Below are 19,581 nucleotides of genomic sequence, written 5' to 3'. Positions count from 1 at the left end.
CCTCCCTTTTAATCTTCGGGTTATACCCTAGTCACTTGCTCTAATCGTTTCTGCTATTCTTTTGTGACTGCGTCACGTTCAAGATCGACAGGTGCGAGGTCTGCAGCATCTTCGTCATTAGATAACGCTAATCCGTCTGCTTTCTTCGTTTCCTCATCGTCTTCTAAATCTCTCATTTCTATCTCTTCTTCATCGCCAGATAGGATTTTGACATCCATACCTAAACTTTGAAGTTCTTTGATTAACACTTTGAATGATTCAGGGACACCTGGTTCAGGGACGTTATCCCCTTTGACGATGGCTTCGTATGTTTTCACACGACCCACCACGTCATCCGATTTAACTGTTAAGATCTCTTGAAGTGTGTATGCTGCACCGTAAGCTTCAAGTGCCCATACTTCCATCTCTCCGAAACGCTGACCACCAAACTGTGCTTTACCGCCAAGTGGCTGCTGCGTAACAAGTGAGTATGGTCCAGTTGAACGAGCGTGAAGTTTGTCGTCAACCATGTGAGCCAGTTTGATCATGTACATGATTCCGACTGATACACGGTTATCGAATGGTTCACCAGTTCGACCGTCATAAAGGACTGTTTTCGCATCACGGGACATACCTGCTTCTTCAAGCGTTTCCCAAACATCTTCCTCACGCGCACCATCAAATACTGGTGACGCAATGTGGATGCCAAGGTAACGTGCAGCCATACCCATATGAAGCTCAAGTACCTGACCGATGTTCATACGAGATGGTACCCCTAGAGGGTTTAACATGATATCAATCGGTGTTCCATCTGGAAGATACGGCATATCTTCTTCTGGAAGGATTTTAGAGATAACCCCTTTATTACCATGTCGTCCAGCCATTTTGTCACCTTCAGAAATTTTACGCTTCTGAACGATGTATACGCGGACTAACTGGTTAACACCTGGAGGTAATTCATCTCCATCTTCACGGTTAAAGACTTTGACGTCGTGGATAATTCCGCCGCCGCCGTGTGGAACACGTAGAGATGTATCACGTACTTCACGAGCCTTTTCACCGAAGATTGCATGTAATAGACGTTCTTCAGCTGTTAGTTCTGTTACACCTTTAGGCGTTACTTTCCCTACAAGAAGGTCTCCGTCTTTTACTTCTGCACCAATACGGATGATTCCACGCTCGTCAAGGTTGCGCAAAGCATCTTCCCCAACGTTTGGAATATCACGAGTGATTTCTTCCGGTCCAAGCTTTGTATCACGAGCTTCTGATTCATATTCTTCAATATGAATAGATGTGTAGACGTCATCTTTTACAAGGCGCTCACTCATGATGATCGCATCCTCGTAGTTATAACCGTCCCAAGTCATGAAGCCGACCATAACGTTACGTCCTAGAGCCAATTCACCTTTTTCCATTGAAGGACCGTCTGCAAGGATTTCTCCTTTTACGACTTCATCTCCAACACTTACGATTGGACGCTGGTTGTAGCAAGTCCCTTGGTTAGAGCGGACAAATTTCAGCAAGCTGTATTTGTCTAGGTTTCCTTTGACTTGTTGTCCGTCGACATCTTCATAGCGGCGAACCCAAATATTTTTTGCTTCAACACGTTCTACAACACCTGGGTAACGGCAGATGACAGCAGCACCAGAGTCTTTACCTGATACATACTCCATACCTGTACCAACAATCGGTGATTCTGGCTGCATCAAAGGCACAGCCTGACGTTGCATGTTCGCTCCCATTAGAGCACGGTTAGAGTCATCGTTTTCTAAGAATGGGATACATGCTGTCGCTGCAGAAACAACCTGCTTTGGCGAAACGTCCATGTAGTCAACACGGTTTCGAGGAACAACGGTGTTTTCCCCTCTGAAACGAGCAATGATATTATCATCGATAAACGAACCATCTTCACCTAATATAGCATTCGCTTGTGCTACAACGTAGTTATCCTCTTCATCAGCAGTTAAGTAATCGATTCTCGGTGTCACTTTACCTGTTTCAGGATCAACCCGGCGGTAAGGTGTTTCAATAAAGCCGAAACGATTCACTTTTGCAAATGAAGATAGAGAGTTGATCAAACCAATGTTTGGACCCTCTGGTGTTTCAATCGGACACATACGGCCATAGTGAGAGTAGTGAACGTCACGAACTTCCATTCCTGCACGCTCACGTGTCAAACCACCAGGCCCAAGCGCTGACAGACGACGTTTGTGCGTCAATTCAGCAAGCGGGTTTGTTTGATCCATGAACTGAGAAAGCTGAGAGCTACCAAAGAACTCTTTGATAGAAGCGATCACAGGACGGATGTTGATCAGTTGCTGAGGTGTGATCGTGTTTGTGTCTTGGATCGACATTCTTTCACGAACAACACGCTCCATTCTGCTTAAACCAATACGGAATTGGTTTTGCAGAAGCTCACCTACAGAACGCAGGCGACGGTTACCAAGGTGATCGATATCATCTGTGTCACCTACACCATGAAGAAGGTTGAAGAAGTAACTGATCGATGCAATGATGTCAGAAGGCGTGATGTTTTTCACAGCTTCCTCTACGTATGCATTCCCGATCACGTTGATCACTTGCTCGCCTTCTTGATCAGACGGTGCATAAATCTTAATAGATTGAAGTTCTACTTCATCTTCTACTACGCCACCATTTGGATAAAGCTTTCTAAATCCGATGCCGTTTTCTAAGTATGGAAGAACTTTATCAAGAACTCTTCTGTCTAAAATTTGACCTTTTTCTGCTAGAATTTCACCTGTTTCAGGGTCAACTAACGTTTCAGCCAATTTTTGATTGAACAGTCTATTTTTAATATGAAGCTTTTTATTAATCTTGTAGCGTCCAACATTTGCTAGGTCATATCTCTTCGGATCGAAGAAGCGAGAGTCTAGCAGGCTTTTCGCATTTTCAACAGTTGGCGGCTCTCCAGGACGGAGGCGCTCGTAGATTTCGAGAAGTGCTTTATCCGCATTCTCTGTATTGTCTTTTTCCAGCGTGTTGCGTAAGTATTCATTCTCGCCAATGAGGTCAAGAATCTCTTGATCAGAGCTGAAGCCGAGAGCACGCAAAAGAACCGTAACCGGCAACTTACGTGTGCGATCGATGCGTACATAGACTACATCCTTCGCATCAGTTTCGTATTCTAACCATGCGCCACGGTTTGGAATGACAGTCGCAGTAAAACCTTTTTTACCGTTTTTGTCTACTTTACCACTGAAATATACACTTGGAGAACGTACTAACTGAGAAACGATTACACGTTCCGCACCGTTAATGATAAAAGTACCTGTGTCTGTCATGATTGGGAAATCACCCATGAACACATCTTGGTCTTTTACTTCTCCAGTTTCTTTGTTAATTAAACGAACTTTCACTCTTAGTGGAGCAGAGTAAGTTACATCACGTTCTTTTGATTCTGCTACAGGATACTTAGGATCCCCTAGGCTGTAATCAATGAATTCAAGAGAAAGGTTACCAGTAAAATCCTCAATTGGGGATATATCTTGAAACATCTCTCTAAGACCCTCATCAAGAAACCACTGATAAGAAGAGGTTTGAATTTCAATGAGATTTGGTAATTCTAACACTTCGCTTATGCGTGCGTAGCTTCTGCGCTGGCGGTGTCGTCCATACTGAACTAGTTGACCTGTCAACTGATTCACCCCTCAAATCATGCGTATTATATGTGTAAAAAGTATTTCAGCCTTTCAAATGTCAGTAAAGAAATACTTTTACAAGACAAAAGAAAAAAGGGTTTCTAAAATAAGAAAACCACATCCAAAAACAAATACCGATTTTATTAGTTTTCCCAAATATGCATAATTTATACAAAATAGTTGTTTTTTAAGCCTATCAAGCAAAATATACACATTGGCATTTTATAATGTTAACACAGCTAGGAAACTGCGTCAAACTTTTTTAGCTTTGATAATATAGTAGCCCTTTTTTTTCAATACAACTTCGACTTCTCCAAAAAGCTGTTCTAATTTCTCAATCGCAGATGGTCCGCCCTGCTTTTTCTGAATAACCACCCACAACTCACCTTCCGGCAATAAATGATCAGCACTTTTTTCAAAGATCGCATGTACAACTTTCTTCCCTGCCCGTATTGGGGGATTGGTCAGTATAGAGGCAAAAGCAGCTGATGAATGAACATTCGAGAACAAATCACTTTGATAGATGCGGACATTATCAATGCGATTATGTTTAGCGTTTTCCTTTGAAAGTTCGACTGCTCTTTCGTTCACATCAATCATATGAATGGTGCGGCTCGTCATTTCGTTTGCTAACGATAAGCCAATCGGTCCATAACCGCAACCGACATCTAAGACATCGCCATCCACGTCAGGTTCTTCAAAAGCTTCAATTAAAAGCCTCGAACCAAAGTCGACTTCTTTCTTAGAAAACACTCCACTGTCACTTGTAAAAGTAAAGGTACGGTTTCTCAAGGTGAAGTCCCATGTCTGTTTATTGCTTTTCACTGATGGCTTTTCCGTATAATAGTGGTCACTCATGGTGAATGGACCTCCTCTGGATTCAATCGTTTCAGGAGAATAGAAAAGAAAAAGCTCGCCAGTAAAAGCGAGCTTTCCCAAAAGATTAGGCGAAGATTACTTAACTTCTACAGAAGCGCCAACTTCTTCAAGCTTAGCTTTAAGTTCTTCAGCTTCTTCTTTAGCAATACCTTCTTTAAGTGGTTTTGGAGTGTTGTCAACAAGTTCTTTAGCTTCTTTCAAGCCAAGACCAGTGATTTCACGAACCACTTTGATAACTTTGATTTTTTGGTCTCCAGCACCAGCAAGTACTAGATCAAAATCAGTTTTCTCTTCAGCAGCGGCACCACCAGCTGCAGCTACAGCTACAGGAGCAGCAGCAGTTACGCCAAATTCTTCTTCGATTGCTTTTACTAAGTCGTTTAACTCAAGTACAGTTGCTTCTTTAACTGAAGCAATGATTTCTTCGATATTTAAAGCCATTTGTAATTCCTCCATTTTAAGTTTTTTACGTTAAGTACGCATTAAGCGCCTTGTTCTTCTTTTTGATCTGCAACTGCTTTAGTAGCAAGAGCAAGGTTACGAACTGGAGCTTGAAGAACGCTAAGCAACATAGATAGTAAGCCTTCGCGAGACGGAAGTTCCGCAAGAGCCTTCACTTCTTCTACAGTCGCTACGTTTCCTTCGATGACACCAGCTTTGATTTCTAAAGCTTCGTGGCTTTTCGCAAATTCGTTGATGATTTTCGCAGGTGCGATAACATCTTCGTTACTGAATGCGATAGCGTTTGGACCTGTTAAGAAATCGTTTAAACCTGTTAGTTCAACTTGTTCAACTGCACGGCGAGTCAAAGTGTTTTTGTAAACTTTGAATTCTACGCCAGCGTCACGAAGCTGTTTACGAAGTTCAGTCACTTCAGAAACTGAAAGACCGCGGTAATCTACAATTACAGTAGACATACTATCTTTAAATTTAGAAGTAATTTCATCAACGACAACTTTTTTTGTATCGATTGCATTGCTCATGGTTACACCTCCTGTACATTGTTTGTGTAACACTTATACCGATCAGGCCATCACGTTCCTAACGAACGGTTCTCCATATAAAAAGCCTCCATTAAGACATGGAGGCTGTATATACAAGCATACGTTAACGTAAGACTGTGACATATACACCTCGGCGGGTTAATTAAGCCATAAGGCCCCTGCTGTCTACGGTATAAATGGACATATTCTATTTTACAACATTTTGATATTATCAAAATGTTTGTGATAAGTCAAGATTTATTTTGCAGAGAAAGAAGATGGATCCACTTTCACGCCAGGGCCCATAGTAGATGTAACAGAAACGTTTTTCACGTATACACCTTTAGCCGCTGCAGGTTTTGCTTTAAGGATTGTGTCATAGATTGTTGCAAAGTTCTCAACAAGCTTTTCGTCCTCGAAAGAAACCTTTCCGATTGGCGCGTGGATGTTACCAGCTTTATCAACGCGGTATTCTACTTTACCAGCTTTGATTTCATTGATTGCTTTTTCTACTTCGAATGTAACAGTTCCTGTTTTAGGGTTTGGCATAAGACCTTTTGGTCCAAGTACACGACCGATCTTACCAACTTCACCCATCATGTCAGGTGTTGCAACGATTACATCGAAATCGAACCAGCCTTGTTGGATTTTAGCGATGTAATCAGAATCTCCAACATAGTCTGCTCCAGCAGCTTCTGCTTCTTTTGCTTTTTCGCCTTTAGCGAACACAAGAACGCGTTGAGTTTTACCAGTTCCGTTAGGAAGTACAACTGCACCGCGGATTTGTTGGTCGTTTTTACGAGGGTCTACGCCCAAACGAAAAGCAACTTCTACAGTCGCATCAAATTTCGCTGTATTTGCTTTTTTTGTAAGAGAAACAGCTTCAGCTACATCATACGCTTTAGTACGTTCGATTAGCTTAGCAGCTTCTACATACTTTTTACCTTTTTTAGCCATTATAAAAATCCTCCTTATGTGGTTTTAGCGGAATAACCTCCCACGAATAAGGGTTGCGAACTTGTCAAAACCAAACTCGCAACCCAACAAGACAATAAATTAATCTTCGATGACAATACCCATACTGCGTGCAGTACCTTCAACCATGCGCATAGCTGATTCAACGCTAGCAGCGTTTAAGTCAGGCATTTTTGTTTCCGCGATTTCGCGTACTTTATCACGCTTAACAGTTGCCACTTTATTACGGTTAGGTTCACCAGAACCAGACTCAATACCAGCTGCTTTTTTAAGTAAAACTGCAGCAGGTGGAGTTTTAGTAATAAATGTAAATGAACGGTCTTCAAAAACCGAAATTTCAACAGGAATGATAAGACCAGCTTGGTCAGCTGTACGAGCATTAAACTCCTTACAGAATCCCATGATATTAACACCGGCTTGACCTAGTGCAGGTCCAACTGGTGGAGCTGGGTTAGCTTTTCCAGCAGGAATTTGCAATTTAACAACTTTAACTACTTTTTTAGCCACGAGACACACCTCCTTAAAGTCCGTGATGTGGTAATAGGGGAATCCCCCTCCCACTCAACAACTTCATTCTTTATATGAATGACGAAATAACTAGCTAGCGATCTTGAGCGAACTCAAGACGTACCTTTGCTATATTACCACTTCTATACACTCATTTCAAGCTCTTTTGAATTACAATTTATCGATCTGCGTGAACTCAAGTTCCACGGGTGTTTCTCTACCAAACATATTAACGAATACTTTGACTTTGCTTTTATCGTAATCAATCTCTTCGATAGAACCTGTGAAGTTCGCAAATGGTCCGTCGATGACCTTGACTGTTTCTTTCAATTCAAAGTCGATTTCTGTTTTGCGTTCTTCAAGACCCATTCTTTTTAGAATGGTTTCAGCTTCGCCTGGCAAAAGCGCAGTCGGCTTTGAGCCTGATCCAGCTGATCCAACGAATCCTGTGACACCTGGTGTATTACGAACAACATACCAAGAGTCGTCTGTCATCACGATTTCCACTAGGACATAGCCAGGGAACACTTTCTTTTTAACAACTTTTTTCTTACCATTTTTAATATCTGTTTCTTCTTCTTCTGGTACGACGACGCGGAAGATCTTATCTTGCATGCCCATTGATTCAACACGCTTTTCCAAGTTCGCTTTTACTTTATTTTCATAGCCAGAGTACGTATGCACAACATACCAATTCTTTTCCATTTCGTTCAGGACTATTTAGTCCTTCCCTCCCCACATTTCGTAATGTCTATTTGACGAATCTCGAGTACCGGTAAATATTTTCAAGCAATTGAAAAAACCCGTAAAACGGGTTTTTTGGCAAGTCATATTATGATCTATTATAGCACGTTCAGCAGACCATTATTCAAGTATTAATGAATTAATTCGATTAATTGTGAGATTCCTATATCAAGAAAAGAGAAAAAGATTGCAAAGAATACGACTGTTAAAATAACAGTGATTGTGTAACGAATCATTTCGTTTTTCTTTGGCCAGCTGACCTTCTTCATTTCTTTCCCGACACTTTTTAAGAAACTGATAATACGCATTGTAAAAGACCTCCACAGATTAAAGAACGCAAATCTTACTTCGTTTCTAAATGTGTTTTATGTGAATTACAAGTCTTGCAATATTTCTTAACTTCTAATCTTTCAGCTGCTGAAGCATCACTTTTCATTGTCGTATAATTGCGGCTTCCGCAGTCTTTACAGGCTAGAGTGATCTTTTTCCTCATATTTACACCTATTTTCTCGACATCATTTCCTTAGTACCTTATCACAGTGTCGAAAAAGCTGTCAATATAGGTTTGATTAGAGACTAATCTCGCGAAGCTCTAAATATTTCTCTAATTTTCTCTTTACTCTTTGGAGTGCGTTATCAATTGATTTCACATGACGGTTTAAATCTTCAGAAATCTCTTGATAGGATCTGCCATCAAGGTAAAGCACAAGAACCTTTCTTTCCAGCTCGCTTAGTAGTTCACCCATCTTCATTTCGATATCATCAAATTCTTCTTTGCTAATGATTAAATCTTCTGGGTTAAGCGCTTTAGCACCGGAAATGACGTCCAACAATGTTCTGTCTGATTCTTCATCATATATTGGCTTATCTAATGATACATAGGAATTTAACGGGATATGTTTTTGGCGAGTAGCTGTTTTAATTGCGGTGATAATTTGGCGGGTAATACATAATTCTGCAAAAGCCTTAAATGAAGTAAGCTTGTCCTCTCTGAAATCGCGGATAGACTTATAAAGTCCGATCATCCCCTCTTGGACAATGTCCTCTCGATCCGCTCCAATCAAGAAATAAGATCTTGCTTTTGCACGTACAAAATTGCGGTATTTTGTTATTAAGTAATCTAGCGCATCACTATCTCCGACATGAACCCTTTCAATGACTTGTTCATCTTCCAACTGGCAAAATTGCTCTCTGATGGATTTATCCTTGCTGTTGTTTAGATTCACTTCGATCCCCCCGACCGCACCTAGATAGAAATATTATACATTAATGGTTGAAATATCGTCAAGCTATTCTAGATTCCCACGCCGCCATTTTTCAAACGTTTTCAATACATCTTCTGACAATTCAATCTTAGATGCTGGTTTATCAGAAGTAATCTTTTTGACTCTCGTTTCAATCTTTCGTTCGATCACTTCAATCTCTCTTAAAAGCTCTCGAGCCGACTTTCGAAGAGCTCCTTGTCCAAAGATTGCCCATTGTTCTGTAAAGTCTGAGGTCGCCACATGAATCTGCGTCCGAATATTATTCAAATCCTGGGCAAGCTTTTCAATCCGCTCATCAGCTGTTTCATTCTCTCTTGTAAAGATGACCTCTACTCGGTGATTGATCCGCTTTTTTTCGATTCCTTTGACCATATGGGCATCGAATACGACAATGACTCGATACCCTGTGTATGCTTGATATTCTGCTAAATGTTGAATCAGTATGTCTCTGGCTTCTTCAAAGCTGTTTTCCTTTAAGTGCTGCAGCCGTGGCCAAGCACCTATCATGTTGTATCCATCGACTAAGAGGATGTCCATCTCTATTCTCCTAACGGATAACGTTTTCGATACACTTCATACATCAATAGACTAGCGGCAACTGATGCGTTTAACGAAGTGACCTTTCCGGCCATAGGCAGCTTAATCAGAAAATCACACTTTTCTTTGATCAATCGGCCAATCCCTTTTCCTTCACTGCCAATCACGAGAGCAAGTGGCATCGTGCCATCAAATTGTCTATAATCCTGTTTGGCAGACGCATCTGTTCCTGCGACCCAGATTCCTCTTTCTTTCATCTCATCAAGAGCTCTTGAAAGATTGGTGACTTTGGCAACAGGAATATGTTCAATTGCCCCAGTGGATGCTTTGGCAACGGTTGTCGTTAAGCCGACCGCTCTCCTTTTCGGAATCACAATCCCGTGTGCACCTACAGCATCTGCTGTACGCATAATGGAACCTAAATTATGCGGGTCTTCAATTTCATCTAAGATAAGAAAAAATGGCTGTTCATTCCGCTGTTCAGCGATTTGATATAGATCGTCCAATTCTGCATATTCATATGCTGCTACTTGTGCAACGATTCCCTGGTGCTGACCTGTGACCATTTGATCAAGCTTTTTCCTCGGAACATACTGAATGGTGATATTTTGTTTTTTTGCGAGTTCAATGACCTGCTGGGCTTGTCCTTTTACAGTGTTTTCTGCCATCCAGAGCTTGTATAACTCCCGATCTGACTTCAGTGTTTCAATCACTGCATTTTTCCCAATCACATAATCATGTTGCTGACTCATTTGTCTTCCTCCCTGACGTTCCGATTTCAATCGCCTGACTAATCAGCTCTTCTAAGCGTTCGTCCTGCTTTTCAATAAATAAATAACCCATGAGCGCTTCAAACGCCGTGCTATAACGATACGTTTGCACGTCTGTGTTTTTAGGCACTGTGCCTGATTTTGCATTTCTTCCTCTTTTCAGCACCGCTTCTTCTGCTTCAGTGAAAAAGCCTTGCTGCTGAAGCGTAAATAAAATAGCTGCCTGAGATTTAGCTGAAACAATTTTGCTTGCTCGTTTGTGCAACTCATTTGGTTTTGTCGCCCCCGTTTGGAGGAGGTGATGCCTCACGTAGACTTCAAAAATGGCATCACCCATATAAGCAAGCGCAAGTCCATTCAACTGTTTACCGTCTTTCAGCTTTTCAAAATTCAACATGACCTATTCTCCTCTTTTCCAGCGAGTACCTTGAGGAGTGTCCTCCAATACAATATTCATGCTCTTTAACTGGTCACGAATTTGATCAGATAGCGCAAAATCACGATTTCTTCTAGCCTCATTGCGTTTTTCAATTAACGCTTCTACTTCTTCGTCAAGCGTATGCTTTTCTTCTAATGAGAAGCCAAGAACAGACGTGATTTCTTGGAACAAGCCGATAAATGCCTTGATCACTTCCTCCGAAGTATGATCATTTTCCATATAATAATTCGCCTGTTTCGCAAGTTCGAATAAAACAGAGATCGCATTTGCCGTATTGAAGTCATCATTCATTTCAGAAATAAATGTCGCTCGCTGCTCTTCCACCTTCGCCAGCCATTCAGCATTGTCTTCTGTCATATTCGTGCTGCTTTCAAGGCGATGATGTAAATTAGCATACGACGTTTTGAGTCGGTTAAACGCACTCTTTGTGCTCTCTAGTAAGTCCATTGAATAGTTAATTGGATGTCGGTAGTGAACCGACAACATAAAGAATCGAAGTACATCAGGATCTTGTTCTTTCACAATGTCGTGCACGAGCACAAAGTTGCCAAGTGATTTTGACATTTTTTCATTCTCAATATTAATATATCCGTTATGCATCCAATACTTTGCAAAAGGTTTCCCAGTCAAAGCCTCAGATTGAGCGATTTCATTTTCATGGTGAGGGAAGGTTAAATCCTGTCCGCCTGCATGGATATCGATCGTATCACCTAAATATTTTTTAACCATGGCCGAGCATTCGATGTGCCAGCCTGGGCGTCCTTCGCCCCACGGGCTATCCCATGAGATTTCTTGGTCCTTTGCAGCCTTCCATAAAGCAAAGTCCAGCGCATCTCGTTTCTTCTCACCTACACGAATACGGGCACCTGTCTTCAGTTCATCAATCGACTGGTGAGAAAGCTTTCCGTAGCCTTCAAATGAGCGTGTGCTGTAATACACGTCACCATCTGCTTCATATGCGTAGCCTTTTTCAATCAATGTCGCAATAAATGCAATGATATCATCCATATTTTCCGTCACTCGCGGGTGAAGGTCAGCTTTTTTGCAGCCTAGTGCACTGACGTCTTCAAAGTAGGCTTGAATAAAACGGTCAGCAATCGTCGGGACATCTTCCCCGAGTTCATTGGCTGCTTTGATGAGTTTATCATCCACATCTGTAAAGTTTGAGACAAAGTTCACATCATAGCCGCTGTATTCTAAATACTTACGTACAGTGTCATAAACAATAGCAGGCCTTGCATTCCCGATATGAATGTAGTTATAAACGGTTGGTCCGCACACATACATCTTGACCTTTCCTGGCTCAAGCGGGACAAATTCTTCCTTCTTACGTGTCAATGTATTATAAATATTGATTGTCATGATTGTTCTTCCTTTCTGCTCAATGAAGCCAGCTCACCTTTTAGCTTTTCCATTTCTCGTTCCAATTCTTTGAAACGATCGGAAATTGGATCTGGCAAATCTTGATGATTGAGATCACGATTGATTTTCTTACCATTTTGAACGACGACTCGCCCAGGTATACCGACAACGGTGGAATGGTCGGGTACGTCCTTTAACACGACCGATCCCGCTCCAATCTTGGCTCCTTTTCCGACTGTAATGGAACCAAGCACCTTTGCACCTGTCGCAATGAGCGCATCGTCTAAAATGGTCGGGTGCCGCTTTCCCTTTTCTTTCCCTGTTCCCCCTAATGTCACGCCTTGGAAAACAGTGACGTTGTCTCCAATTTCACATGTTTCCCCAATCACCACTCCCATGCCGTGGTCAATGAAGAAGCGCCTGCCAATGGTTGCCGCAGGGTGAATTTCCACCCCTGTGAAAAACCGGCTGACCTGAGAAATGATCCGCGCAAGAAAGTACAGCTTCCGCTTATAAAATGCATGCGCGATACGATGAGCCCAAATCGCATGAAGCCCTGAATAGGTTAGCACTACTTCAATATAGCTTCTAGCAGCAGGATCTTGATCAAACACAGTATCAATATCTTCTTTCAGCATTTTGAAAAACACATGCTCCCCCCGTTCTTCCCCATCAATCTCTCTTCGGACTTGCTCTCTTTTTTTGACAAATAAAAAACGCCTCTGCCATATGACAGAGACGTTTTGAAAACGCGGTTCCACTCTGTTTAGAAAGCCCTCATTTCGCAGCCTTCTCAACTTAATCCCATAACGGAGGGTACCGCCCTTGCATACTAACGTACTCGTGTTCCTCAAGGGTCTTGAGGGTGCATTTCCAACATTTGCCCATAAGTCTCTTTCAGCCAGTGAAGACTCTTTCTGTGATGGACGAAAACATTGTACTTCTCCCTCGCAACGATTTCCTTATATTTGTTTAATGCGGTTTAATACCGTTTCTTTACCTAGTAGTTCAATACTTTGCGGAAGTTCTGGGCCATGCGTTTGTCCTGTGACAGCCACACGAATTGGCATGAATAGTTTCTTGCCTTTATGCCCTGTTTCTTTTTGTACCGCTTTAATAGCAGCCTTGATTTCATCAGGTGTGAAAGATTCAAGTCGTTCAAGCTGACCAGCAAAAGATGCCATGACTTCTGGTACTTGCTCCTCTGCTAGAACTTCCTTTGCCTCTTGATTATACTCAATTTGCTCCTTAAAGAACAACTCTGTTAACTCAACAATTTCTGCTCCATAGCTTAATTGTTCGTGATACAGAGCAATCAGCTTGCGCACCCACGTGTTTTCTTCATCCGATAGCTGCTCGCTTACCTTGCCTGCCTTTTGAAGATGCGGAAGTGTTAACGCAACAACCTGATCAAGATCAAGTGCTTTCACGTATTGGTTATTCACCCATTTTAGTTTATGCATATCGAATAGAGCTGGTGACTTAGAAAGTCGGTTTACATCGAAAATGTCGATGAATTGCTCTTTTGTAAACAGTTCTTCTTCGCCCACTGGAGACCATCCAAGTAGTGCAATGAAGTTGAACAGGGCTTCTGGTAAATAGCCCAAGTTTTTATATTGCTCGATGAATTGAATAATGGATTCATCACGCTTGCTTAATTTCTTGCGGTTCTCGTTCACAATCAGCGTCATATGTCCGAATAGCGGAACATCCCAGCCAAATGCATTGAAGATCATGATTTGTTTAGGCGTATTCGAAATGTGATCCTCTCCGCGGAGAATGTGAGTCATTTTCATCAAATAATCATCCACTGCTACAGCGAAGTTATAAGTTGGCGTCCCATCTTTCTTCACAATGACAAAGTCACCGATGCCGTCTGTCTCAAATGAAATATCGCCTTTGACCATGTCGTCAAATTTGATGATTTCTCCTTTTGGCACTCGGAAGCGGATGCTTGGCTCTCTTCCTTCAGCAATCAGCTTGTCCTCTTCTTCTTTTGATAAATGACTGCATTTACCAGAATATCGAGGCATTTCACTGCGGGCGATTTGTGCTTCACGCTCTTCCTCTAGCTCTTCAGCCGTACAATAGCACTTATACGCCAAGTCCTTCTCTAGCAGCTCGTCATAATACTTTTTATAAATATCATTACGCTCTGATTGTCTGTAAGGGCCGTAGCCGCCATCTTTATCAATGCTCTCATCCCACTCAATACCGAGCCATTGCAGGTGGCGAAGCTGGCTTTCTTCTCCGCCTTCTACATTACGCTTTTGATCCGTATCTTCGATTCGAATAATAAATTTGCCGCCTTGACTGCGTGCGAACAAATAGTTGAAAAGAGCCGTTCTAGCATTCCCAATATGTAAATGACCAGTTGGACTCGGTGCATAACGAACACGCACTTCATTTCCCATGAGTTTAACTTCCTTTCATCTGCATCATGTTGTCTGACACCAATTTTTTATAAACGTATTTTATCATCAAATCTCATTCTCATCAAAATGAGTTTTACTTTTTCTGAAGAAGCACCGTTGCCTGAGAGGCAATTCCTTCGCCTCTTCCTGTAAATCCGAGTTTCTCTGTCGTTGTTGCTTTCACATTCACCTGTGTGACATCTGCCTCAAGCGCTTCAGCAATCTTCTCACACATTGGTTGAATGTAAGGTGCCATTTTGGGCTTTTGCGCCATGATGGTGCAATCAATATTCACAAGTGTGTAGCCTTTTTCCTTTACTAGTGCCCACACATGCTGCAGTAATTTAAAAGAATCCGCATCCTTAAACTCAGGATCTGTGTCTGGGAAATGTCTGCCGATATCTCCTTCAGCAATCGCACCTAGGCAGGCATCTGCCACTGTGTGAAGCAGTACATCAGCGTCTGAATGCCCAAGCAGCCCCTTTTCATAAGGGATGGTGACCCCGCCGATAATCAAAGGTCTCCCCTCTGTTAATTGATGTACATCAAAGCCTTGTCCTATTCTCAACATGATCTAGTACCCTCTTTCCGCATCCATAATTGCCTTGGCAACCAATAAATCATCCGGTGTCGTCAGCTTAATATTGGTGTAATCTCCTTGGACAATATACACGTTTTCACCATGTAATTGTTCCACAAGACTGGCGTCGTCTGTTCCAAGGAAACCGGTCCGCTCTGCATATTCATGCGCCTCTTTTAAAATAGAATGACGAAAAGCTTGTGGGGTCTGGACTGCCCACAAGCTCTGACGTTCAATGGTTTGTTCCACTTTGCCTTCTTGAACGCGTTTGATTGTGTCTTTCACTGGTACCGCTACAACTGCGGAGCCTTTTTCAATCGCTGCTTTAACGAGCAAGTCAATCTGTGTATGCTTAATAAAAGGCCTTGCCCCATCATGAACAAGCACGATGTCCGCATCTTTCACAGCCTTTAATCCTTCGTATACACTTTGCTGACGTTCTTCACCGCCAGTGACAAGTGAAACAGGCGTTTGAAAAGCGTGTACCTTGAGTAGCCTTTCAAAGTCTTGACGCTCCTCTTCATTGATCGCTAGGATCATGCGTTTGCATTGCGAATGAGCGTCAAATACCTTTAGTGTATGAATAATGACCGGCATTCTTTTCAGCTCAATAAAAAGCTTATTGCGGCCGGCCTTCATTCGTTTCCCCTGCCCCGCAGCCGGAATAACTACTTCATAATACATGTTCGTTCTCCCTTTAGAGCGCCTTCTCCAGAAGTTTTGGCTTCGCAAAAATCATTCTTCCAGCAGCAGTCTGCAGCACACTTGTGACGAGCACTTCGATGTCTTTTCCAATGTAATTGCGTCCTTCTTCGACCACAATCATCGTACCGTCATCTAAGTAAGCAACACCTTGGTTATGCTCTTTCCCATCTTTAATGACCTGTACCTTCATTTCTTCCCCAGGCAGCACAACCGGTTTCACCGCATTGGCTAGATCATTGATGTTTAACACTGCTACTTTTTGAAGTTCGCATACTTTATTTAAATTAAAATCATTTGTCACAACAACACCTGAAGTTAATTTAGCGAGCTTCACAAGCTTGCTATCAACCTCTTGAATGTCTTCAAAGTCACCTTCGTAAATTTCAACTTTGATATCTAATTCTTTTTGAATACGATTTAAAATATCAAGACCTCTTCGGCCTCTATTTCTCTTTAATACATCAGAAGAGTCTGCAATATGCTGTAATTCCTCGAGCACAAATTGAGGAATGACCATGACACCTTCTAAGAATCCAGTTTGACAAATATCTGCGATTCTTCCATCAATGATAACACTTGTGTCTAAAATTTTCAGCTTTTTATCTTCTATTTCAGGTTCATCATCGGCTGCTCCTTTTTTCTTGGTGACCTTTGCAGATCGGGAGAACAGCCCCATCATTTCATCCTTCTTTTTAAACCCTACCTGAAATCCAAGGTATCCTAAAAAGAAAGCCAGGAAAATCGGAATAATAGTACCAAAAATATGATATGGGATATTGTTTAGCGGGATCACGTTTACAATAAGATATGCTAGAATAAGTCCAAATACTAATCCGAAACTTCCAGAAATAAGATCAGGAAGAGGCGCCTTTAATAGAGAATCCTCGATCCATTTCACCCAATTAACCACATAGCCTGTGCACCATTTACCGATGATAAAGAACACAGCGGCTCCTATTAGTGCTGAAGAGTAAGCATTTGTTATAAAAGGTATGTCCTTTACATTTAACAGCAGAAATAACTCTGGAATGATAAAAATCCCTACAACTGCACCAAAAATGATAAAAAACGCCTGAACGATTCTTTTTAACATACCTTCACCTCCTTTATTTTTCATCTGTCAATCCACCCTCACCTGACATTGATATATGTTTAAGTTTCCTATCATGATCAATAGAAAACAAAAGCATCATTAATATACCCATATTCATCCATTTTTAACCGTGTTTAGAGAAAATTTCTCTTCTTACAGCTGTCGGTCGATATAATGTTTTTCTTGCAGCCTCTTTAATCCTTTTTTTATCTTTTTCGCTCTTACTTCTCCAATTCCTTCTACTTCATCCAAATCTTGTACATCTGCTTCCATAATTCGATCTAACACACCGAACGCTTCAACCACGTTTTCGACGATTGGCATAGGCAATCTAGGGATTTTGTGAAGCAATCTATAGCCTCTTGTGTACACATATTCGTCAATATTTGTAGAAGCTGGATAGCCAAGTAACTTGTACAGAATGGAGTCATCTAAAAGCTCAAAGCTAGACATATCTTGGAGCTGTTTAAGCAGAACATACGGATCTTTAATTTTTTCTTTCACGTAATCTTTAATAAATAAAGCCGCTTCCTGCTCCATATCTGTAATCAATTCATTGACTTGCAGACGGATCAAATGTCCTTCTGTTCCGAGCTCTTTGATATACATATTGATTTCATTTTTGATTCTAAGCACCATCTCGTAACGATGCAGCACGGATAATACATCACCAAAGGTCACAAGCTCTTCAAATTCTAGGGCGCTTAGCGCAGAAATGGCGTGATCTAAAATGGTTTTATATTTCTCAAGTGTTTGTATGGCTTGGTTGGCCTTCGTTAAAATAAAACCAATATCTTTCAGCGTGTAACGACGATTCCCTTGGTATAAGGTAATGACATTCCTCCGTTCAGAAATCGCAATGATTAAGCAACCTGTCTGCTTCGCTACACGTTCAGCAGTACGGTGTCTCATGCCCGTTTCCGATGAATGGATGGTTGCATCTGGCATGAGCTGTGTATTCGCATACAAGATCTTTTGACCAGAATCGCTTAAAATAATGGCCCCATCCATTTTCGCCAATTCATATAAGTGTGCTGGAGAGAAGGCAGAATTAATGTGAAATCCTCCATCGACAACACTCTTTACTTTGTCGTTATAACCAACAACAATAAGCCCGCCAGTATTGGCTCTCAGGACATTTTCGATCCCAGCCCGAAGAGGTGTCCCTGGTGCCACAAACTGTACGATATCTAAGAGATCGAGTTCTTTCGCTCCTTTTTTCTCTTTTTCCATTTCTATGATCCCCCTAGTGAAATTCGAAGTGCCTCCGCTACATTTTCTACACCAACTAACTCAATCCCTCTCGGCTTTTTCCATCCATCTATATTCGCCTGAGGAATAAACATTCGCTTAAATCCTAGTTTCGCAGCTTCCTGCACACGCTGTTCAATTCTTGATACTCTTCTGACTTCTCCCGTCAAACCGACCTCTCCTATAAAGCAATCCGCTTGATGCGGCGCTGCGTCTTTAAAGCTCGATGCAATGCTGACCGCAATGGCCAAGTCAATTGCTGGTTCGTCAAGCTTCACACCGCCTGCGACCTTTAAATACGCATCCTGGTTTTGCAGCAGTAGTCCAACACGTTTTTCTAAAACCGCCATGAGTAGTGACACTCGATTATGATCAAGACCAGTGGCCATTCTACGCGGATTTCCGAAGCTTGTCGGTGAAATTAATGCTTGTATTTCGACAAGAACAGGTCTTGTTCCTTCCATTGAGGCAACAACACACGAACCAGATACACCTGCCGAACGTTCTTCTAAGAAAATTTCGGATGGGTTTAATACTTCCGTGAGCCCTTCCTCTCTCATTTCAAAAATCCCTAGTTCATTCGTCGAACCAAATCGGTTTTTCACCGCACGCAAGATACGAAACGTATGGTGACGCTCGCCTTCAAAATAAAGAACCGTGTCCACCATATGCTCTAAAAGGCGTGGACCTGCGATCGAGCCTTCTTTGGTCACGTGACCAACGATAAATATTGGAATACCATTTGTCTTGGCAATCTTCATCAGCTGTGCTGTACATTCTCTCACTTGAGATACAGACCCAGGAGCTGACGTAATATCGCTTTGATAAACGGTTTGAATCGAATCCACCACGACAAAAGCGGGTTTCATCTCTTGTATAGCAGACGTTATATACTCCATATCGGTTTCAGCCAAAACATGTAAAGAGGTGCTTTTTATGCCAAGGCGGTCCGCTCTTAGCTTCGTTTGTTTAATGGACTCCTCACCAGATATGTATAATACATTCTGATTTTTGTCTGAGAGCTGTGCTGATACTTGTAATAATAATGTGGACTTCCCAATCCCAGGATCTCCGCCAATGAGAACAAGAGAGCCTTTGACAATTCCACTTCCTAATACTCGGTTAAATTCTTCTAAATTCGTTTTGATTCGGGGTTCATCAGATGTTTCAATTGCAGATATAGGTGAAGGTTTTTGAATGGTTTGAACAGAATGATTAAAAGCACTTCGACGGTTTGCCGGCTCTTTGCGAACGACCTCTTCTGTCATACTGTTCCACGTGCCGCAGCCTGGACATTTCCCCATCCATTTGGCTGACTCATAACCGCACGATTGGCATATAAATTTTGATTTTGTCTTAGCCATAGATTGAAGAATACAACTCCTTATACTGGTCAGAAAATAAGTAAAGGGAGGCATACACCTGACTGGTATGCCTCA

At 41.8% G+C, this 19,581-nt stretch carries 21 protein-coding genes and 2 other annotated features; all 21 genes read right to left on the bottom strand.

The window, feature by feature from the left end; all coding sequences use genetic code 11:
• Nucleotides 1–53: 53 nt before the first annotated feature.
• Entirely contained in the window at nucleotides 54–3,635 is a 3,582-nt protein-coding gene (gene rpoB / locus MKY18_RS00690; RefSeq protein ID WP_003217223.1) for a DNA-directed RNA polymerase subunit beta, read from the bottom strand.
• 255 nt (nucleotides 3,636–3,890) lie between these two features.
• Nucleotides 3,891–4,496 carry a class I SAM-dependent methyltransferase gene (locus MKY18_RS00685; protein ID WP_044139657.1) on the bottom strand — a complete coding sequence of 202 codons (606 nt, stop codon included), beginning with the start codon at nucleotides 4,494–4,496 and terminating at the stop codon, nucleotides 3,891–3,893.
• Between the two features lie 96 nt (nucleotides 4,497–4,592).
• Entirely contained in the window at nucleotides 4,593–4,958 is a 366-nt protein-coding gene (rplL, locus tag MKY18_RS00680) for a 50S ribosomal protein L7/L12 (RefSeq protein ID WP_003216952.1), read from the bottom strand.
• 41 nt (nucleotides 4,959–4,999) lie between these two features.
• A complete protein-coding gene (gene rplJ, locus MKY18_RS00675) occupies nucleotides 5,000–5,500 on the bottom strand; it encodes a 50S ribosomal protein L10 (RefSeq protein WP_003217048.1) in 501 nt (166 codons plus the stop codon).
• A gap of 69 nt (nucleotides 5,501–5,569) precedes the next feature.
• Nucleotides 5,570–5,710 (bottom strand) — a sequence feature (ribosomal protein L10 leader region).
• 48 nt (nucleotides 5,711–5,758) lie between these two features.
• A complete protein-coding gene (gene rplA, locus MKY18_RS00670) occupies nucleotides 5,759–6,457 on the bottom strand; it encodes a 50S ribosomal protein L1 (protein ID WP_065097642.1) in 699 nt (232 codons plus the stop codon).
• 99 nt (nucleotides 6,458–6,556) lie between these two features.
• A complete protein-coding gene (rplK, locus tag MKY18_RS00665; RefSeq protein ID WP_003216956.1) occupies nucleotides 6,557–6,982 on the bottom strand; it encodes a 50S ribosomal protein L11 in 426 nt (141 codons plus the stop codon).
• Between the two features lie 171 nt (nucleotides 6,983–7,153).
• Nucleotides 7,154–7,687: a transcription termination/antitermination protein NusG gene (gene nusG / locus MKY18_RS00660; RefSeq protein WP_003217197.1), complete on the bottom strand. Its 534-nt coding sequence runs from the start codon at nucleotides 7,685–7,687 to the stop codon at nucleotides 7,154–7,156.
• A 170-nt stretch (nucleotides 7,688–7,857) separates the two neighbouring features.
• Complete coding sequence (secE, locus tag MKY18_RS00655) at nucleotides 7,858–8,034, bottom strand: preprotein translocase subunit SecE (protein WP_003216942.1); 177 nt, start codon at nucleotides 8,032–8,034, stop codon at nucleotides 7,858–7,860.
• A gap of 35 nt (nucleotides 8,035–8,069) precedes the next feature.
• Nucleotides 8,070–8,219, bottom strand: a complete 150-nt coding sequence (rpmG, locus tag MKY18_RS00650; RefSeq protein WP_012008694.1) for a 50S ribosomal protein L33 — start codon at nucleotides 8,217–8,219, stop codon at nucleotides 8,070–8,072.
• 76 nt (nucleotides 8,220–8,295) lie between these two features.
• Complete coding sequence (gene sigH, locus MKY18_RS00645; RefSeq protein WP_003217132.1) at nucleotides 8,296–8,952, bottom strand: RNA polymerase sporulation sigma factor SigH; 657 nt, start codon at nucleotides 8,950–8,952, stop codon at nucleotides 8,296–8,298.
• Nucleotides 8,953–9,015: 63 nt separating this feature from the next.
• Nucleotides 9,016–9,528 (bottom strand): ribosome-dependent mRNA decay endonuclease Rae1/YacP, encoded by a 513-nt coding sequence (gene rae1 / locus MKY18_RS00640; RefSeq protein ID WP_044139659.1) that lies wholly within the window; start codon nucleotides 9,526–9,528, stop codon nucleotides 9,016–9,018.
• Nucleotides 9,529–9,530: 2 nt separating this feature from the next.
• On the bottom strand, nucleotides 9,531–10,280 hold the full coding sequence (rlmB, locus tag MKY18_RS00635) for a 23S rRNA (guanosine(2251)-2'-O)-methyltransferase RlmB (protein WP_003217141.1): 750 nt from the start codon (nucleotides 10,278–10,280) through the stop codon (nucleotides 9,531–9,533).
• Nucleotides 10,264–10,695 (bottom strand): Mini-ribonuclease 3, encoded by a 432-nt coding sequence (locus tag MKY18_RS00630; RefSeq protein ID WP_003217007.1) that lies wholly within the window; start codon nucleotides 10,693–10,695, stop codon nucleotides 10,264–10,266. Before MKY18_RS00630 ends, rlmB begins: the two co-directional genes overlap by 17 nt.
• A gap of 3 nt (nucleotides 10,696–10,698) precedes the next feature.
• Entirely contained in the window at nucleotides 10,699–12,099 is a 1,401-nt protein-coding gene (cysS, locus tag MKY18_RS00625; RefSeq protein WP_065097643.1) for a cysteine--tRNA ligase, read from the bottom strand.
• Nucleotides 12,096–12,749: a serine O-acetyltransferase gene (cysE, locus tag MKY18_RS00620; protein ID WP_012008691.1), complete on the bottom strand. Its 654-nt coding sequence runs from the start codon at nucleotides 12,747–12,749 to the stop codon at nucleotides 12,096–12,098. Before cysE ends, cysS begins: the two co-directional genes overlap by 4 nt.
• An 81-nt stretch (nucleotides 12,750–12,830) precedes the next feature.
• Nucleotides 12,831–13,062, bottom strand: a binding site (T-box leader).
• Nucleotides 13,062–14,513 (bottom strand): glutamate--tRNA ligase, encoded by a 1,452-nt coding sequence (gene gltX, locus MKY18_RS00615; protein WP_044139661.1) that lies wholly within the window; start codon nucleotides 14,511–14,513, stop codon nucleotides 13,062–13,064. It overlaps the preceding feature by 1 nt.
• 94 nt (nucleotides 14,514–14,607) lie before the next feature.
• The gene (ispF, locus tag MKY18_RS00610) at nucleotides 14,608–15,084 is read right to left on the bottom strand and encodes a 2-C-methyl-D-erythritol 2,4-cyclodiphosphate synthase (protein WP_003216928.1); all 477 of its coding nucleotides are present in this window, start codon (nucleotides 15,082–15,084) and stop codon (nucleotides 14,608–14,610) included.
• Between the two features lie 3 nt (nucleotides 15,085–15,087).
• A complete protein-coding gene (ispD, locus tag MKY18_RS00605) occupies nucleotides 15,088–15,777 on the bottom strand; it encodes a 2-C-methyl-D-erythritol 4-phosphate cytidylyltransferase (protein ID WP_034665643.1) in 690 nt (229 codons plus the stop codon).
• Nucleotides 15,778–15,790: 13 nt separating this feature from the next.
• The gene (locus MKY18_RS00600; protein ID WP_185108910.1) at nucleotides 15,791–16,891 is read right to left on the bottom strand and encodes a PIN/TRAM domain-containing protein; all 1,101 of its coding nucleotides are present in this window, start codon (nucleotides 16,889–16,891) and stop codon (nucleotides 15,791–15,793) included.
• Between the two features lie 153 nt (nucleotides 16,892–17,044).
• Nucleotides 17,045–18,124 carry a DNA integrity scanning diadenylate cyclase DisA gene (gene disA / locus MKY18_RS00595; RefSeq protein ID WP_106066797.1) on the bottom strand — a complete coding sequence of 360 codons (1,080 nt, stop codon included), beginning with the start codon at nucleotides 18,122–18,124 and terminating at the stop codon, nucleotides 17,045–17,047.
• A 2-nt stretch (nucleotides 18,125–18,126) separates the two neighbouring features.
• A complete protein-coding gene (gene radA / locus MKY18_RS00590) occupies nucleotides 18,127–19,506 on the bottom strand; it encodes a DNA repair protein RadA (protein ID WP_034620767.1) in 1,380 nt (459 codons plus the stop codon).
• Nucleotides 19,507–19,581: the final 75 nt, after the last annotated feature.

It is taken from the genome of Bacillus sp. FSL R7-0672, from assembly GCF_038601465.1.
Taxonomy (GTDB): domain Bacteria; phylum Bacillota; class Bacilli; order Bacillales; family Bacillaceae; genus Bacillus; species Bacillus pumilus.
Note: the sequence above shows the minus strand (reverse complement) of the source record. Positions and strands in the feature narration are given on the sequence as shown.